The following is a 16,413-nucleotide window of genomic DNA, read 5'->3' on the forward strand; positions in this document are numbered from 1 at the left end:
AATTTCAAATGTAAAATCTTAAATGTAAAAGTTGGAGGAATTGTATGATCAAAGCAATGATGTTGCGCTGAACATCTGTAACCAACTTTTACATTTTACATTTATCATTTTACATTTGAAATTCTATTATTAATGCTGAAGAACAACGACGCCACATAGCCTACCGCCACGCACACCACCACGGCAATGGCGGGGTACAGGAAGAAGTTGACCACTTCTGCGCGTTGCACGAAATAAAGCACTACCGCACTGGTGACAAAACCGGTGAAAATGCCCGGCGCATTGATCCGCGGGAAGAAAATGCCGGCCAGGAACATACCTGCCAGGCAGCCGCCGAAAAGCCCGATCACCTTCAGGTACTGGTCCCAGATGGAAGTATTGTGCAGGGATACCAGGTAGATGCCGATGGCGCAACCCAGCACGCCCAGCAACAGCGTGGCCTGGCGGGCAAAGCGCAGCCGCTGCCGGTCTGTAGTACCCGGTTTGAATTTCTGGTAAAAGTCCGTGGTGATCACCGTAGCAATGGAATTCATGCTGGAGCTGATGGTAGACATGGTAGCGGCAAACAGCCCGGCTATCACCAGGCCGGAGAGGCCGGTGGGCAGGCGTTGCGAAATGTACCAGGGAAAGATATCGTCCGTATTGCCATGCGGGTTCAGCAGGGCCGGGTTATGTTTGAAATATACCCACAGCGCCGTACCTACGCTGAAGAAGATCAGCGAGGCCGGTATCACCAGCAGTGCGTTGGTATAAATGGAGCGCCGCGCTTCCGCTTCCGTGGAAGTGGTAAGGTACCGCTGCACCACCACCTGGTCTGATGAATAGGTGACCAGTTGCGTAAGGAAGCCGCCCACGAATACCACCCACAACACCGGCTCCGTAATGTCGCCCTGCAGCAGGGCCAGGCGGAACTTGCCATTATCCGCCGCTTCCTTTACCAATTGTCCCACGCCGCCATCCAGGGAACCGGCCATGAACACCAGGCTAAGCAAAGCGCCACCCAGCAGCACCACTACCTGCATCACCTCCGTCCAGATCACGGCCTCAATGCCGCCGGACACGCTATAGGCTGTAGTGATCACGCTGATGCCTACAATGCACACTAGGATATTGATACCGGTAACGGTGCTGAGCACCAGCGCCGGCAGGTAGATCACAATGCCCAGGCGGCTCACCTGGAACACGACGAAAGTAAGGCTTCCTAACAGTTTCACGCGGGAGTTGAAGCGGATGTCCAGGTACTGGTATACGCTGGTCAGCTTCATCTTACGGAAGTAGGGCAGGTAGAAATAGACGATGAGGGGCGCTACCGCCACGATCATCATGTTATTCAGGAAATACACCCAGTCCGTAGCGTAGGCTTTGGCAGGAATGGCAATAAAGGTAAGGGCGCTGAGCTTGGAGCCGAAGATGCTCAAACCCGCGGCCCACCAGGGTATTTTGCTGCCGCCCAGGAAAAAATCGCTGGTGGTGTCCTGCATTTTGCGGGACACGATCACGCTGATCAGCACTACCAGCAGGAAGTACAGCCCTACCACCCCCCAGTCCAGCGCGCTAAAGGCGCCGGGCGGCTGTACAGGCGCGGCCATGCTCACCCCCGGCGTTCTGACGCCAGGGCGGACCTCGCCGCCGGGAAACACCAGGTTGCCCTGCCACAGCACGGCCGGCGTGGTGACCGGCGGATGCGGCGCCGGCAAGCTGTCAAACGCGGCCCAGGAGCCGGTAATGGTATTATAGCCCCATACCGTGTGCGGGAAGCCGGGATGCCGGTCCTGCAGCGTCTCCTGCTGGTTGAAGTACGTTCCGTCGTCGCCGCCGAATATCAGCAGGTGCGACTGGCCGGCCACAAATGCAGGCCCCGGCGCTGCTGCGGTAGCCGCCGGCATGGGCGCTAAAGCCGTCCAGCCTTCGCCCGGCTCATACTTACAGGCATCTTCCAGGAATTCCCGCTGCATGGCAGCATCGCCGGGTAACGTGAACGTGCGCACGCCGCTGAACAGGTAAAAAGCGCCGTCCAGCGTTCCGGCCACGCTTAGCATACGCGCCGGGCCGGGCCAGGGCGGCAGTGTTTTCCAGGCGCGCTGCGCGGCCGGCAGGGAAAGGTCCAGGGACCAAAAATATTTCTCCGCAGTGGTATCCGCCGGTGATGCCGTGCCACCGGCCACGTACAGGACATCCCCTATCAATACGCCGCAGGCGTTGGCATTGGGCGCAGGGAGATCCGGCAGCGCTTCGGTTTGTATCGAATCATTCACATAACGCAGCAGGAAAGCCCGGGCATAGTGCCGGCTGGCATCGCTGCCCCCCACGCAAACGAGCGCATCCCGCCAGGTAGCGGATACGCCGTATCCCAGGGGATGGGGCAGCCGGCCGGCCAGCTTCCACGGTCCGCCGGGTTGTTCCAGCACATATACATGATCATACCAGGTTTTTGTTCCGCCGTTCCAGGGAGCGTCGCCAGGGAAGTTGGCGCCACCCGCTACGATCAGCGCACCGTTGGACACGCCGGCAAAAGAGCCGGCGAAGCCCGTGGTATCCGGAATGGCCGGCAGCTCCGTCCAGTTGAACCAGGCATGGGACTGCTGGGCATTGCTGCGGTTAAAAGAAAAGAATATGGTAATGATAATAAGGTATATGAAGTGAAAACGCATGTGTTAAATATGATTTGTGAAGTAAGATGTATGAAGCATGACACCGGATATCGGACGCATGAAGTACAATGCTGGATTCGTACTTTTTACTTCATACTTCCTACTTCATATTTCCTGCTTCTTATTGCTTCCATCATCTGAAAAAAACCGGACTCTTCCAGGTCCGTTTTTAATGCAGCGGCCTGCTCTGCACTGAGGCTGGTGAGGGGCAGCCGGCAGGGACCCGTGTTAAGGCCTGTCATTTGCATAATGGCTTTCTGGGCCGGCAGCGGCGGGTACTTTACAAAACGCCGTACCATGTCTACCAGCCGGTACTGCAACTGGCGGGCATCTTCCAGCCGGCCTTCACCGAACAATTGCATCACCTGCAGGTAGGCCGGCGCGGCAAAGGAGTAGGTGCTGCCAATAGCGCCTTTGGCGCCTACGGCCATGGCGCTGAGCAGCATTTCGTCCGTACCGTAGAGGATATCATATTTCCCGCCTTCGTACTGCAGGCAGGACTGGTATTCGTGCAGGGTAGGCGCAGTGTATTTGATACCGGCCAGGTTGGGGATCACGTGCTCGCTTAAACGTAAAAACTCCAGCATATCCATGCCCACCCCGGTAAGCACGGGAATATGATAGTAATAGAATGGCAACTCCGGCGCAGCGCCGGCTATGGCGGCCATACTGTTCACCAGGTTGCCTACAGACACGGGCTTAAAGTAAAATGCCGCTACCGCGGAAATAGCATCCGCGCCTATCTGCGCCGCATGGGCCGCCAGTTTTTGGGATTCTGCAATGGTGGGGTGCCCTACGTGCACCATCACCTTCAGCTTTTTATCCGCCGCCTTTACAAAAGCGGCCGCCACTTCCATCCGTTCTTCAATGGTCATGTTGGGGCCTTCCCCGTTAGTACCGCACACGAAAATGCCGGTAAGACCGTCATTTACCAGTTGCTCCACCAGTATGGGAGCCATTGCCAGGTTCAGGGAACCATTTTCGTTAAAGGGTGTGAAGATCGCAGCAACCAATCCTTCTATTCGCATTATTTTATGTGTTTTTTAAAGTCCAGTCAGTTTTTTAAAAGGTAATATTTCAATGGCAATGCCTTCATACGGTTTCCTGGTGCCGCCCTCATACAGGAGCACTACTTTTCCATTAGGCAGCATGACCATATCGGAATAGGCGGAAGGGCCGTTGTACACGGTATGGCCTTTTGTCCAGGTACGGCCATCGTCCGCGCTTACTTTAATGGTCATGTCCGTTCGCTTGCTGCTGGCAGGATTGGAGAAGAGCAGGTAATGTTTTTTCCTGCGCCGGTAATCCAGCAGGCTGCCCTGGCATACCGGTTCCACCAGCGCGCTGTCGGCCCGCAGGTTCCCGAACGTCTGCCCGCCGTCCGTGCTGGTAGCCACCATCCGCATGCCTTCACGGGCGGAGTTGCGCATGTTGAGCATGAGGCGGCCGTCAGACAGTTCTGCGATGGTGCTTTCGTCGGTGCCGTCGCGGGGGCTGCTGCCGCCCGGTTGCCAGGTAGCGCCGTGATCATCGGAAAAGATCACGTGGGAATAACCACGTTTGGCCCCCAGCTCCACATGATCGCAGGGAATGACCAGGCGGCCGGCATGGGCGCCTTTTTGCACCTGTATGCCATGGCAGGGGCCGGTGGCATACCAGGCCCAGTTATCGCGTTTAACCGATGCCGTTATTTCCTTTGCGGAAGACCAGTGCAGGCCGTCGTCAGAGGACTGCGCCACGAATACGCGGCGGGTATCCGTGCTAGTGCCGGCGTTGATCTCGCGAATATGGTCCTCGCCTTTGTTCCAGGTCATGAGCAGGTGCACCACGCCGGTGCTTTCATCCACTACCGGGGCGGGATTACCGCAGGTATTGTCGCCATCGTCCCATACCAGTAGCAGTGTGCTCCAGGTTTTGCCGTTATCCTCCGAGCGCTTCAGCACCAGGTCAATATCCCCTTCGTCCTTGCAATCCTTTTTCCGGGCCTCTGCAAAGGCCAGGAGCGTGCCCTTCCTGGTGCGCACGATGGCGGGAATGCGGTAACAATTGTAGCCTTCGCTGCCGTTGGCAAAAATGTAAGGCAGTGATGGTTGGTCCGGCCCCGCCGCACAGGACGGGGACGAACCAAAACCAAAGGAAGAAAAAATCAAGCTGCAAAAAAGAAATCTAAGCATAAGCGTTAAGCCGGTTTAATTAGGTTCCGTAGCGCCGTTCAGTATCCAGGACAGGTTAAATTTATGAAATTCGATAGACCGGTTGCTGGTGCTGTTGGCATTTACATTTTCGTTGATCTCTATCAATGCGCCGGTCATAAAATCGGCGGTCTTTACCAGGCTGGAGTAGCCGCCCTTGCCGTTGTCGCAGGTGGCTTCATCCGACAGCCAGTCGTGCGTTCTCCGGCTGATGGGCCAGGTGGCGCCCTCATCATAGCTGATGCGGATGCGCATCTTGCACCTTCTTTCCGTACTGGCCGGGTTCAGGAAATAGATGCGGCTGGGCGAGTCCGTATAGCGGAGGATGGAGCCTTCGCAGCGCGGGTCCAGCAGCGTGTTGTTGGGCGCCCAGGCGGAGAAGCCGTTCTCGATGGAGCCGGTGGATATCCAGCGCCGTTTGGCGATGTTGAACTGCGCGGTGCCAGGACGGTCATTCCGCATCAATGTGCCATTGGGCAGCTCCACGATGGTGGCTTCGCCGGAGCCGTCGGGCAGCATCTGGTAGTGCCAGGTAGCGCCATGATCATCGCTGTAGATGTTCCGCCGGGAAGCGGGGATGATCAGGCGGCCGGGATGCGGGCCATGCTTGGTCTGGATGCCGATGCCGGGGCCCATGGCGTCCCAGGTGAAGCCCGGTGGCAGCAGGGTGCTGGTCATATCTACCGGGTCTTCCCAGGTAGCGCCGTCGTCATCGCTGTAGGTCACGTATACCCGCCGGTCGCCCCAGGCGTCTATCTTTTCATAGCCATCGTTGCCCTGCTGGTTATGGTACTGGTCATTCCAGGACAGGAACAGCCATACGCGGCCGGTGCTGGCGTCGGTCACCGCCGTGGGATTGCCCCAGGTGCCGAGGCCCTTCCCTACTACCTCGCCCAGGCCCGTCCAGGTAGCGCCGTTGTCGAATGACCGTTTGTACACCAGGTTGATGTTGCCATAGTCCTTGTTATTGGCCATGCGGCCCTCGCAGAATGCAATGAGCGTACCGTTGTTGGTCCGGATGATGGACGGGATACGGTAAGAGTGATAACCGTTGGTGCCGCCATCGAACAGTACCTGGTAGTTATGCACCTGCGCCATGATCTGCACATCGCCGGCTGCATCGGCGTTTGTTTGGGGGGACTGGTCCAATGGCGCAACCAGGCTGTTCTTACAGGCTACGCCGGCCAGGAGCATCGCGGCATACAGAATTTTGTGTTGCATACAGTTACATTTTTAAGGGTTATATAGGGTTTTAATATCCTTCTGTCTGCTCCAGGTTCGGGTTAATGTCTATGAATGCCCGGCGTATGGGGAAGAACAGCGGCAACTGTTTCCCTTCCAGGTTAGGCACTACATCATACACATTAATAGTGCCGGCAAAATGAAAGCGCAGGAGATCGGGCCAGCGTTTCAGCTCCATGTACAGCTCGCGGAAGCGCTCGTCCAGTATCTCTTTTTCCACGGTGGCCTTATCGGTAGCGCCGGGGTAGTTGCCGGTACCGGCACGGCCCCGCACTTTGTTCAGCTCCGTGATGGCCTCCGGCACCCGGTTAAGTGCCGCCAGGGCTTCCGCCTTCAGCAGCAGCAGTCCGCCCAGGCGATATACGATCTGGTCATTGTCAAAATAACGGTCATCACTAAACGCCGTGCCGCGCAGCTTGTTATCAAAAACGCCCATCACTTCCCCGTCGCCGTCAATGGCTTTGATAATAGACTGATCCTTGCGGGTGTCGCCGGGGTATTTGTCAAAAAGCGTATCCAGTTTGGGGCTGGGCATATACATGCTCCGGGCCCCATTCTTGGCAAAGGCGATGCTGCTTTTGTTCACGGCGTTCTGCACAAAGATATCCCTGGGCTTGAGGCGGCTGCCGTAGCTGTCGGAGCGCTCATCCCGCTGGAAGTGGATGGAAAATATCACTTCGCTGTTGTTGCGGTTATCCGTAGCGTGCACCCTTTCCAGGCTGGGCTGCAGGGACACACCGGCGGTGGCATTGTCAATGGCCGTGAGCGCCGCCTGCAGATCTGCCTCTCCGCCATTCAGCACTTTTGCCTTCCACAGCAGGGCATCGGCACGCAATGCCCAGGCAGCCGGCCGGGAGGCGCGGCTCTTGTCCCTGAAACCATCTTCCGGGAACAGCGCGATGGCCGAGTCCACATCATTCAATATCAGTTGCATCACATCTGTTGCCGGCGAGCGGGCCGTAAGCGGCGGGTTGTCGTCCACAGCCGGCTGCAGCTCTATAGGCACATCGCCCCAGATGCGGATAAGCAGGAAGTAGGCATAGGCGCGCACAAAATGCGCTTCCGCCATTACGCGGTCCTTGTTGGCCTGCACGGAAAAGGGAATGTCCCTGCCGTCCTTCAGCAGCAGGTTACAGTGATACACCAGGTTATAGAAACCCAGCCAGCTAGGCGCGTTCGCCTCGTTCAGGTTCTGCTGCCAGGCATTGGTCATACCGCCTTCCAGGCCGGGCACAAAAGCATCTCCCCGGTCCTCGAAGTAGTAGGTGCTGTTATTTACATCCCGCAGTTGGGTATAGATGCCGGTCATATAGCCGGTTACGTCCCCTTCCGATTTCCAGTAGTTATTGTTCGTGATATCAGATTCCGGTTTTACATCCAGTATGCTGTTACAGGCGGTGAACAGCAATACGGAGCAGCATATGAATATTGTTCTAAGTTTCATAACTGTATCATTTAAATGTGCGAATGTGCGGATATGCGGATGTGCAGATGGAATGCAGCGAACGAGCACATTTATTACTTCATTTACACATCTGCATATCTGCATATTTGCACATTGTTAAAAACTGGCTTTTACGCCCAGGTTGTATGCGCGCGGACGCGGGTACAGGCCGGGATCATTGCCCGCATACACTTCGGGCATCAGGCCGTCATAACCCGTGATATAACCGATGTTATAGACGCCGGCAAACAGCTCCAGGTTTTGTATGTACGCCTTCTGTAAAAGCGGCGACTTAAGCCGGTAGCTGAACGACAGCTCGCGGAAGGCCAGGTAATCCCCTTTCTTGTAATAGAGCGAGTTGTTGCTGCTGTAACCGGAGCTGGCGCCAATGCCATTGCTGGGCCGCAGGTGATTGTCCCAGTTGTAATCCACATCGCTCTGCACGGTGTAGCGGGGAATGGACGCCTGGTCGCCCTGCTGTTTCCATATCTTGTCGCTGATCACATCTGAGAGAGTCATGTTATTGTTCCGCGCGCTGGCGTTGGAGCGGGCGCGGAAAGCGTTGTCTATCACGTGGCCCATGGCATAGTCCACCACCAAGCGCATGGTCAGGCCTTTGTAGGTGAGCGTGTTTACCATGCCGCCGGTCTTGTCGGGGCGGATGTAGCCCATGAACACCATGTCGCGGTAATCGATCTCGCCATTGCCGTCCACGTCCTGCCAGATGGCATCGCCGCCTATTTTCTGCCGGCGGCCGGATTCTACGTCGGCAGGCGCATTGGCGGCTTCCTCGTCTGTTGCGTACACGCCTACCAGGTTATAGGCATAGCGCTGGCCAAAGCGCTCCCCTTCTGCCAGGCCGCCCACTTTCACATAGGCTTTCTGCGCCGGGTCATATACATAGTTGCCGCCGGTGCGGTTCTTGTCTTCGCCATTTTCGGGCAGCTCCACCACCACGCCTTTGTTATAGGCAAAGGTGAAGCCCAGGTCCCAGGAGAAATTGGCGGTGCGCACCGGTGTGGCGGACAGCTCCACTTCAAAGCCGCTGTTGCGGATGGAACCGAAATTGCTCCTGATGTCGTCAAAGCCGGAAGATGCGGTAAGCGGCTTGTCGAACAGGCGGTTGCTGGTAAGCTTGTTGTAATAATCCACCAGCAGGGAGATGCGGTTATCGAACAGTCCGATGTCCAGTCCCACATCAAAAGAAGTGGTTACTTCCCAGATCAGGTTATTGTTAGCCAGTTTGGCGTTCAGGATACCCGCCTGGCCGTTATAGTTTACGGGCACGGAGTTGTTGGTGCCGTCGTTGATATAATTATAGGAAGTGCTGTAGGAGCCTTGTGAGTCAAAAATGGATAAGAGGTTATTACCTGCCTGCCCCCAACTGGCGCGCAGCTTCATGCGGGAAACGGGGCGGCTGAGTGGCTCCCAGAAATCTTCCCGGTCTATGTTCCAGCCGGCGGACACACCGGGGAACCAGCCCCATTTGTGCTGCTCCGAGAAGCGGGAAGAACCGTCTACACGCAGGCTGGCGGAGAACAGGTATTTCTGGTCGTAATCATAATTGATCCTGCCGAAATAGCTCATCACCACGTCCGTGGACTTGTAGGTGCTGATGCGCTGCGTTTCCGGCGCAGATGCGTTGAGCGTGGGGATATTATCTGTAGGCGCGCCCCGGCCGCTGCCGCTCATCGTATATACATAGTCGTTGATATAGCTGGTGCCCAGCATGGCGTCGATGTGGTGACGCAGGCCCAGGCTTTTATCATAAGTAAGGATCGCATCCAGTTGGGCGTGCCGGTCCTGGTTGTGTATGGCAGATGCAGGCCGGTTGGTATTGGTTTCGTTGGATGCCTCGAAATAGTTCTGAATATCTTCGGTAGTGAACCAGGAGAAGGACGGCGAGAAACGCAGGCCCGGCAGCAGATCCCAATCCGCACCCAGGCGCAGGGTAGTGCGGTACATCTTTACGTCATTGTACTTTTCCTTGTAATACACTTCGTAATTACGGTTGCGGAAAGAAGTAATGCCCTCGCCGGGCGCCGGTTTACCATCTTCGTAGTTCAGGCGGTAGGTAAAGGGCATGGACACGGAGCGGCTTAGTACGTTCTGGTAGTTGAAGGCATCGCTGTTGCGCCTGACCTGGTAACTGAGGTTGGTATTGAAACTTAGTTTATCGCTAACCTTATAGGTGCCGTTAAACAGGCCGCTGTAGTGCTTGTAGAAGGTGCCCAGCACAATACCGTCCTGGTTCAGGTAGCCGAGGCCCAGGTAATAAGTCGCCTTGTCGGTGCCGCCGCTTACGTTTACATCATATTCCTGCTTGTAGGCGGTCTGGAAGGTCACGTCCTGGTAATCCGTTTCCTTGAAGATCAGCTCGCGGCCGGTGACCGGGTCCGTCATGGTTTCCCAGCCCTCATTGTGTAGCAATTGGTTCACATAGTCCTGGCCGTAGTCCTGCACATAGGTGTCCAGGAACTCCAGCGTGTTACGGGAGTTACGCGGATTACCGGTAGACATGCCATAGCGGCCGCCGGTGAGGAAGAAATCCGGGTTGGTTTTGTTGAAGTCCGCCGTGTTCTTCCGGCTTACATAGATGTAATCGCGCGCGCTGGTAAAGTCGTAGCGCCTGGCCTGCTTTTCTATACCGAAAGTGTATTTGAAATTGACCACTGCCTTGCCGGACTTTCCGGATTTGGTAGTAACGATGATGATACCATTGGCCGCGCGGGCGCCATAGATTGCAGTGGAGGCCGCATCTTTCAGTACCTGTACGGACTCGATATCGTCCGGGTTGATCTCGTTGATGGTACGGATCACGCCATCAATAATATAGAGGGGCGCATCGCCTTCCGGGGAGGCGGTGGTGCCGCCCCGCAGGAATACTTTAGGCGTAGCGCCGGGCTGCCCGTCCGATACCTGCAGCGACAGGCCGGCCACCTTGCCCTGCAGTTGCAACAGCGGGTTGGCGGCAGGCGTGTGTGAAAACTCTGCTTCCTTTACCTTGGAAATGGAATTGGTGACCGTGCCGCGGGATTGCTGGCCGTAGCCGATGGCCACTACCTCAACGAGGTTCACGGATTTCATGGGCCGGATGGCGGTATCCTGTTCTTTTTGCTGGGCCTGTGTTTTCCCGATAGCAAAGACAGTTGAAAAAAGCAACAGCCGGATTCCCCCCACCGGCAAACGTTGTAGCATGTGGTTCATAATCGTGAAATTTTTACCCATTGGTATGACGGGACATTAAATACTACATACATCAAAAACAGTACAGCATATAGGTTAAAGAGCTCAATAAGTAATACTTATTATATTGTCACTATCCCTTTTATCCTTTCCGTGCGCATAAAAGTAAGTAAAATAATTTTATTTGTAGTACATATTAGTTGTAAATAAACCCGGTTTTTTCAAAAAACCCGCCGTGGATGGCTAAAAATGATTATTTTTAGGATCATTCAACGAAGAATAAATACTACTTAATATCATGCAAAAAGAGCTAACCCTGGCGGAACAAACGGAAAAGAAGATCCTCAAATACATTGCTGAAAAAGGCTTTCAACTGGGAGACGCCCTCCCCAAGGAGAATGAGCTGGCAGAGATACTGGGAGTTAGCCGCGTGATCCTGCGGGAAGCGCTGAGCCGCCTGCGCATACTGGGTTTTATAGAGACCAAAAGAAAGCGCGGCACGGTGCTGACCTCTCCCAATATCTTCTACGGCATTAAAACCATCCTGACCTCCGGCACCCTGGACCGGGATGCGCTGAAAGACCTGTACGAGGTGCGGCTGATGCTGGAGATCGGCATGGCGGACTTCCTGTTCATGCACCGGGAGGAGCGCTACCTGGAAGCGCTGCAGGAAGTGATAGATGAGGAGAACATGACCGTGGACTCCGAAACACTTACGCGGCTGGATATACGCTTTCACAGCACGCTGTATAAAATGTCGGGCAACAAGAGCCTGTACGCTTTCCAGAACCTGCTGAACACCCTGTTTGCCACCTACGCACCCCGCCGCAAGGACTGGAAGGTGAAGCAGATCATTTCCCACGAGTCCCTGCTGGAAATACTGAAATGCGGCACGCCGGATGCTTTCCGGGTGGCTATGCGGCTGCATTTGAATACCCGGTTTGAGAATATGGGTACGCTGTTCCCGGAGTAAGGAATAATCCGTAATTTTAGCGGTACTATACCTGGACCTATGCCCCTGTTCTATGCCGCATAAACATCATTCCCGTTCTTCCGGGCAGCGCAGCCACCGTTCCGTTGCCGATAATGCAGGCCGCAATGGCGTATCCGCGCCGGCAGTAGCGCAATTAAAGCTCCCTGACTTTACCAATTCGGAAAAAGTGGCAGGCTTTACCAATACCAATGCCTACAAAACGCAACTGAACGAAGAACAGAAAAGGGTATACAAGTCCCTGGCGGAAGATCCTCAATATAACTACCAGTTTGGCAGCCGGCAGGACGTGATCAGCTACCTGAGCACCGGCACACCGGCGCCGGTTAAAACGGCCATCGCCCGGGTACGGGGCCTGGGAGCCCCACAACCCTTTACGCCGGAAGGCTATTCAGGTATTGACAACTTCAAACCCACCGAGCAGCATCACCTGAACTGGACGGAGTACGTGGAACTGCACTACGGGCTTGCGCTGAAACGGCTGAACCCCGCGTCCGACAAGAAAACGGTAATAGACCATTTATATAATGAAGCGTTGAAAGCCGCTACGGAACTGGATGAAGCCACCAGGTTGGTTTCTTCATCCGGCCTTATTTCGGCCAACTCCACGGTTGCAGTATACGTGAAGGGGATGTACGATACCGCAAAGCTGGACGAAAATCCCGCCGCTTCCGGCTCGCCTGTACCGGACATACAGGTAGCCAAATTTTTGGGCCAGTATATGGGCGTAGGCATCGGGGTGGAAGCCAGCTTTACCCCTTACAGCTCCTTCCCGCAGGGGTCGGGCGCAGGGGGCGAATCGCACGCCAACCCACCCTGGTACCCGCTGTTGAAGCACCGTTATACCGCTACCAATAAATACCTGTACGCCAGGGGGCATTTGCTGAATGACCACCTGGGCGGACCGGCCAGGCCCTACAACCTGGTGCCGCTGATCTCCAATGCATCCGGGCTGGGCTCCACCCGGGTCAATGAAGCACACGAAGCCCTGATAGAAGCAGACGCCAAAGAAGCCGTAGCATCCATGTTCCAGAGAAGGGACAAACAACTGTCGCCCTCCCCGCATGACATTTTCCGGGTGGACTACAAGGTGACGGCACGCGGGTTCGGGCAGCGGCGCGACAAAGGCTTTGAGCAGTTTCACCTGGCGCCTCTCAAGATCAAAAAAGTAACTGCGGAACTATCCCAAACCGGCAATGCAGATCCAACTGTGGCTGAATTCAAAGCTTTTGTAAAAGCCAAAAGCGGGGGCACAGACCTATGGATGAATGATTTCCAAAGCGCATTCCGTTCAATAGATGCGGAGGACCATGAAAAAGTGAGCGCCCTGCTGCCCCTGATGCAAAAGAACCTGGAAGTATGGGAGCAGGAAGACACGATTGTGCCCAGGGAACTGCAATATGAGCTGCGCATTCACCAGGGCTCTTCCCTGCAGCCCAACATTAAAACCATCCAGGATTCCATAGAGAACAAACTCCCCGATGATCCGCGCATGAAGTACCAAAGGAATGCATAAGCCCTCACGCGACGTGTTGGAATTTTAGCTATATTCGGATGGTAAACCCAATTCACACCTCTACTCTATCGGCTCCCCCCAGGTAATCCCATAGATAGATGTATGAGCAAAACCAAAATCACAGTAATCCGTATGAAAAAGCTAGTAATTCTTATTGGCGCCACCCTATTGATGGCCGCCTGCTCCAAACAGGACCGCCCTGCCGACACCCCCTCCACCACACCCGAAGAAACCGCAGCCGCCCAACGCAAATGCGGCACCATGGAAGTGCTGAAGGAGCAACTAAAAAAGAACCCGTCGCTGGGTGCCCGGATGCAGGCCATTGAAACACACACCCAACGCCTCATCAAGGAGCAATCACTGGGCCGGCTGCTGCCGGACGGCAGTATTGAAATACCGGTAGTCGTGAATGTACTGTACCGGACTACGGCGCAGAACATCTCCCTGGCGCAGATACAGTCCCAGATTGACATCCTGGAAGAGGATTACAATGCCGGCAACAGCGAGTACGGCAGCGTACCCGCATTGTTCTCCGGTGTGAAAGCCAGCGTGGGCATTCACTTTTCTTTGAAAAATGTGGTACGCAAGTATTCCAACAAGACCAGTTGGTCCGCTGTTACAGAGAACATGAAATCCACTGCCCAGGGCGGACTTGACCCTACCACGCCCGACTCCGTACTGAATATATGGGTAGTGAATTACATTAACTACGGCGGCTCCGAAGTGCTGGGCTACGCGCAGTTCCCCGGCGGCGATCCTGACACGGACGGCGTAGTGATCGGCTACCGCTATTTTGGCAACACCGGCACAGTGGTATCTCCGTTTAACCTGGGCAGAACCGCTACCCATGAAGTGGGCCACTACCTGAACCTGCGCCACATCTGGGGCGACGCTACCTGCGGCAATGATTTTGTAGGTGATACGCCCCAGCACAATACTTACAACTTTGGCTGTCCTTCTTACCCGCATTACAGCACCTGCTCCGGCTCGCCGGTAGAAATGACCATGAACTACATGGACTATACGGATGATGCCTGCATGTACATGTTCACTGCCGGGCAAAGAGACCGCATGCTGGCCACCTTTACCAGCGGTGGCGGCAGAGAAGGATTTGTGTATTAAGTATCAGTTCCCCGGGGGGAGCTTTTTGTTATCTGTCATCACCAAAACCAGTCATATGAAACCGAGCACGATACCTGTTTTTTTACGGCGACATGTTGATGCGAGGTTCCACCTGGCCCTAAAAAAATATTCACAGATGAAACCGAGCATGCACTATTATTTTGCGGCGCTGCTTTGCGCAGCGGCCCTGTTTATTAACGCCTGTTCCAAAACCGACAATAACGGCGGCATCCTCGCCCCATAATCATACCGCTCCAATCCACTACCATCTCCAAACTCCTTGCTCTGCAACTCCTTTCCATTATACTTTAACCAGTTAGTTGGACAATTCGTTCCCACCAATGCATTCGTATTGATTCCACTCATGGTGAGTCCAAATAGGTAGTATTGTGTCTCTTCTAATGATTATTCCATAACAGCAGGTATATTTTTCCATAAGGAAAGTTGCGGGCCTTTTACATCATCTGGAATATATTCATCTACTTTATAGAGCAAATACACATTGATCTTCTTAGCTTCAGGATTTATATATTTAGTCTGTTTAGGAAAAAGTAATTTCTGAGTACTTGCCTCCGCTGTTGCTTTCAACCACTTACCTGATATATAAAAAATTTGATAACAATACTTGCTTGTATACTTTAACGAGTAATATTTGTTACTAGAAAAATTTCCACACGTATCCATTTTTACTCTTCCTCCTGTAATACAAAAGTGTTCATTAAAAATTGCATAATTAGCACTTGTGCACCTTAAATACGCATCTTCTTTATCTCTTACATGTAATCCTGTCAGATCGTTTGCTAATTCGATAATATTAGCACTATCCATTGGAAGAAAAAACTCATCGTATGCATTACCATCTATTTTTATTCTAAACGGTCTATTGCTCACCCTAAGTATTCTATTCCTTTCTTGTTCTTCTATATCACTTTTTTTATAGACCCTAACGAAGTAGCCTCTTAAATGCATTAAACTATCAAGGCAATATCCTTTTGACACATTATTAATTTGTGCAAACGGTTTGGATGTATAAATAAGGCCAAATAAAAATATTAAAGACAAAGATCTTCTCATAATTACTATTCTTTTTTGTATTGTAACATTCTAACACCTACTGGGTTCTGAATGCGATTTATTATGGTTTCGGCAAATTTCCTATTTACATTTACGCGCTCAACATAGGGGGTTGGTGTACATCCAATACAATTAGGATTTTCTTGTCTTGAGCCTAATCTAATGTGCCCACTTCCCATCGGATTTACATCTCCATGTTCTCCTCCAAGGTTATGACCGACTTCATGATTTAGCGTGCTTTCCAATATATCGTCCTCATTAAATCCAGCATTTACCGCCGCTTGAATATTTTTATTATATATTTCAATCAGCTTTGAGCCGCCTGTAGCTCTAGTTCCTCTTACATCAGCAGCTAATGGGTTATCAGGATCATCAGTTATACCCACTTCAACTTTATTGCCATACCCGCTTACCCCTCCCATTTCGTTGGTGAACTTATCTGCATTCACAGCTTTATTTACATCGTCATCATTATCAAATCCCTGGGACTTTATATCGAATTTTATTACTGTATAAGTTCCATCTTTACTTTTACCAGAAGAATACGATGTTTTATTATAATTAGAAACTGCTTTATCCAAAGCTTTTATCTGTTTTTCACTTAGATTGTTTTTATTATAATAATAGTTTGCAGTTATTGTAATAACATTTGGGTCCTCTTTTGTCCCTTTCCCATTTTTTCTTGTGACCATACCGTCTTTTCCATCAGGATCAATAAACAAAGTAGGATTATTAAACGCATAGTTATAAGGAGTAAATGAAGAGTATTTATCCTGGAGAGGATCAACTACATGCCACCTCCCAATCTGCTGATCATACATCCTCGCCCCATAATCATACCACTCTAGTCCACTACCATCCCCAAACTCCTTACTCTGCAATTCCTTCCCATTATACTTCAACCTATTTTCCGGATAATTCGTCCCCACCAAAGCATTCGTACTAATCCCTGCCATTGTGAGGCCAAACGGATAATAATGCGTCTCCTCCAGCAA

Annotated in this window: 11 protein-coding genes; 3 read left to right on the plus strand and 8 right to left on the minus strand. The window is 53.0% G+C overall.

Annotated features, from left to right (window positions below; genetic code table 11):
- Positions 1–104: 104 nt before the first annotated feature.
- The 6 genes from LX66_RS21295 to LX66_RS21320 all read right to left on the minus strand — a co-directional run bounded on the left by LX66_RS21295 (position 105) and on the right by LX66_RS21320 (position 10,736).
- Positions 105–2,651 carry a sodium:solute symporter family transporter gene (locus tag LX66_RS21295; RefSeq protein ID WP_145717302.1) on the minus strand — a complete coding sequence of 849 codons (2,547 nt, stop codon included), beginning with the start codon at positions 2,649–2,651 and terminating at the stop codon, positions 105–107.
- Between the two features lie 86 nt (positions 2,652–2,737).
- Complete coding sequence (locus tag LX66_RS21300; protein ID WP_145717303.1) at positions 2,738–3,679, minus strand: dihydrodipicolinate synthase family protein; 942 nt, start codon at positions 3,677–3,679, stop codon at positions 2,738–2,740.
- Between the two features lie 15 nt (positions 3,680–3,694).
- Positions 3,695–4,825: a sialidase family protein gene (locus LX66_RS21305; RefSeq protein WP_145717305.1), complete on the minus strand. Its 1,131-nt coding sequence runs from the start codon at positions 4,823–4,825 to the stop codon at positions 3,695–3,697.
- A gap of 15 nt (positions 4,826–4,840) precedes the next feature.
- Positions 4,841–6,064: a sialidase family protein gene (locus LX66_RS21310; protein ID WP_145717307.1), complete on the minus strand. Its 1,224-nt coding sequence runs from the start codon at positions 6,062–6,064 to the stop codon at positions 4,841–4,843.
- Between the two features lie 31 nt (positions 6,065–6,095).
- Entirely contained in the window at positions 6,096–7,529 is a 1,434-nt protein-coding gene (locus LX66_RS21315) for a RagB/SusD family nutrient uptake outer membrane protein (protein ID WP_145717308.1), read from the minus strand.
- Positions 7,530–7,646: 117 nt separating this feature from the next.
- The gene (locus tag LX66_RS21320; RefSeq protein ID WP_244620475.1) at positions 7,647–10,736 is read right to left on the minus strand and encodes a SusC/RagA family TonB-linked outer membrane protein; all 3,090 of its coding nucleotides are present in this window, start codon (positions 10,734–10,736) and stop codon (positions 7,647–7,649) included.
- A gap of 277 nt (positions 10,737–11,013) precedes the next feature.
- Between LX66_RS21320 and LX66_RS21325 the strand changes: the two genes are divergently transcribed.
- From LX66_RS21325 to LX66_RS21335, 3 genes are all read left to right on the plus strand, one after another.
- Complete coding sequence (locus LX66_RS21325; RefSeq protein ID WP_145717312.1) at positions 11,014–11,688, plus strand: FadR/GntR family transcriptional regulator; 675 nt, start codon at positions 11,014–11,016, stop codon at positions 11,686–11,688.
- A 52-nt stretch (positions 11,689–11,740) separates the two neighbouring features.
- Complete coding sequence (locus LX66_RS21330; RefSeq protein WP_145717314.1) at positions 11,741–13,222, plus strand: hypothetical protein; 1,482 nt, start codon at positions 11,741–11,743, stop codon at positions 13,220–13,222.
- 132 nt (positions 13,223–13,354) lie between these two features.
- Positions 13,355–14,344 carry a zinc metalloprotease gene (locus LX66_RS21335; RefSeq protein WP_145717316.1) on the plus strand — a complete coding sequence of 330 codons (990 nt, stop codon included), beginning with the start codon at positions 13,355–13,357 and terminating at the stop codon, positions 14,342–14,344.
- Between the two features lie 405 nt (positions 14,345–14,749).
- On the opposite strand, the gene LX66_RS21340 is transcribed toward LX66_RS21335, so the two are convergent.
- The gene (locus tag LX66_RS21340; protein WP_145717318.1) at positions 14,750–15,418 is read right to left on the minus strand and encodes a hypothetical protein; all 669 of its coding nucleotides are present in this window, start codon (positions 15,416–15,418) and stop codon (positions 14,750–14,752) included.
- Between the two features lie 5 nt (positions 15,419–15,423).
- The coding region (locus LX66_RS21345; protein ID WP_145717320.1) for an RHS repeat-associated core domain-containing protein at positions 15,424–16,413 on the minus strand (990 nt) is incomplete at its 5' end.

This window comes from Chitinophaga japonensis (assembly GCF_007830125.1).
GTDB lineage: Bacteria > Bacteroidota > Bacteroidia > Chitinophagales > Chitinophagaceae > Chitinophaga > Chitinophaga japonensis.

Coding starts and splice junctions, on each gene's coding strand:
- LX66_RS21295 (WP_145717302.1), bottom strand. CDS start 2,651: ATGCGTTTTCACTTCATATACCTTATTATCATTACCATATTCTTTTCT.
- LX66_RS21300 (WP_145717303.1), bottom strand. CDS start 3,679: ATGCGAATAGAAGGATTGGTTGCTGCGATCTTCACACCCTTTAACGAA.
- LX66_RS21305 (WP_145717305.1), bottom strand. CDS start 4,825: ATGCTTAGATTTCTTTTTTGCAGCTTGATTTTTTCTTCCTTTGGTTTT.
- LX66_RS21310 (WP_145717307.1), bottom strand. CDS start 6,064: ATGCAACACAAAATTCTGTATGCCGCGATGCTCCTGGCCGGCGTAGCC.
- LX66_RS21315 (WP_145717308.1), bottom strand. CDS start 7,529: ATGAAACTTAGAACAATATTCATATGCTGCTCCGTATTGCTGTTCACC.
- LX66_RS21320 (WP_244620475.1), bottom strand. CDS start 10,736: ATGAACCACATGCTACAACGTTTGCCGGTGGGGGGAATCCGGCTGTTG.
- LX66_RS21325 (WP_145717312.1), top strand. CDS start 11,014: ATGCAAAAAGAGCTAACCCTGGCGGAACAAACGGAAAAGAAGATCCTC.
- LX66_RS21330 (WP_145717314.1), top strand. CDS start 11,741: ATGCCGCATAAACATCATTCCCGTTCTTCCGGGCAGCGCAGCCACCGT.
- LX66_RS21335 (WP_145717316.1), top strand. CDS start 13,355: ATGAAAAAGCTAGTAATTCTTATTGGCGCCACCCTATTGATGGCCGCC.
- LX66_RS21340 (WP_145717318.1), bottom strand. CDS start 15,418: ATGAGAAGATCTTTGTCTTTAATATTTTTATTTGGCCTTATTTATACA.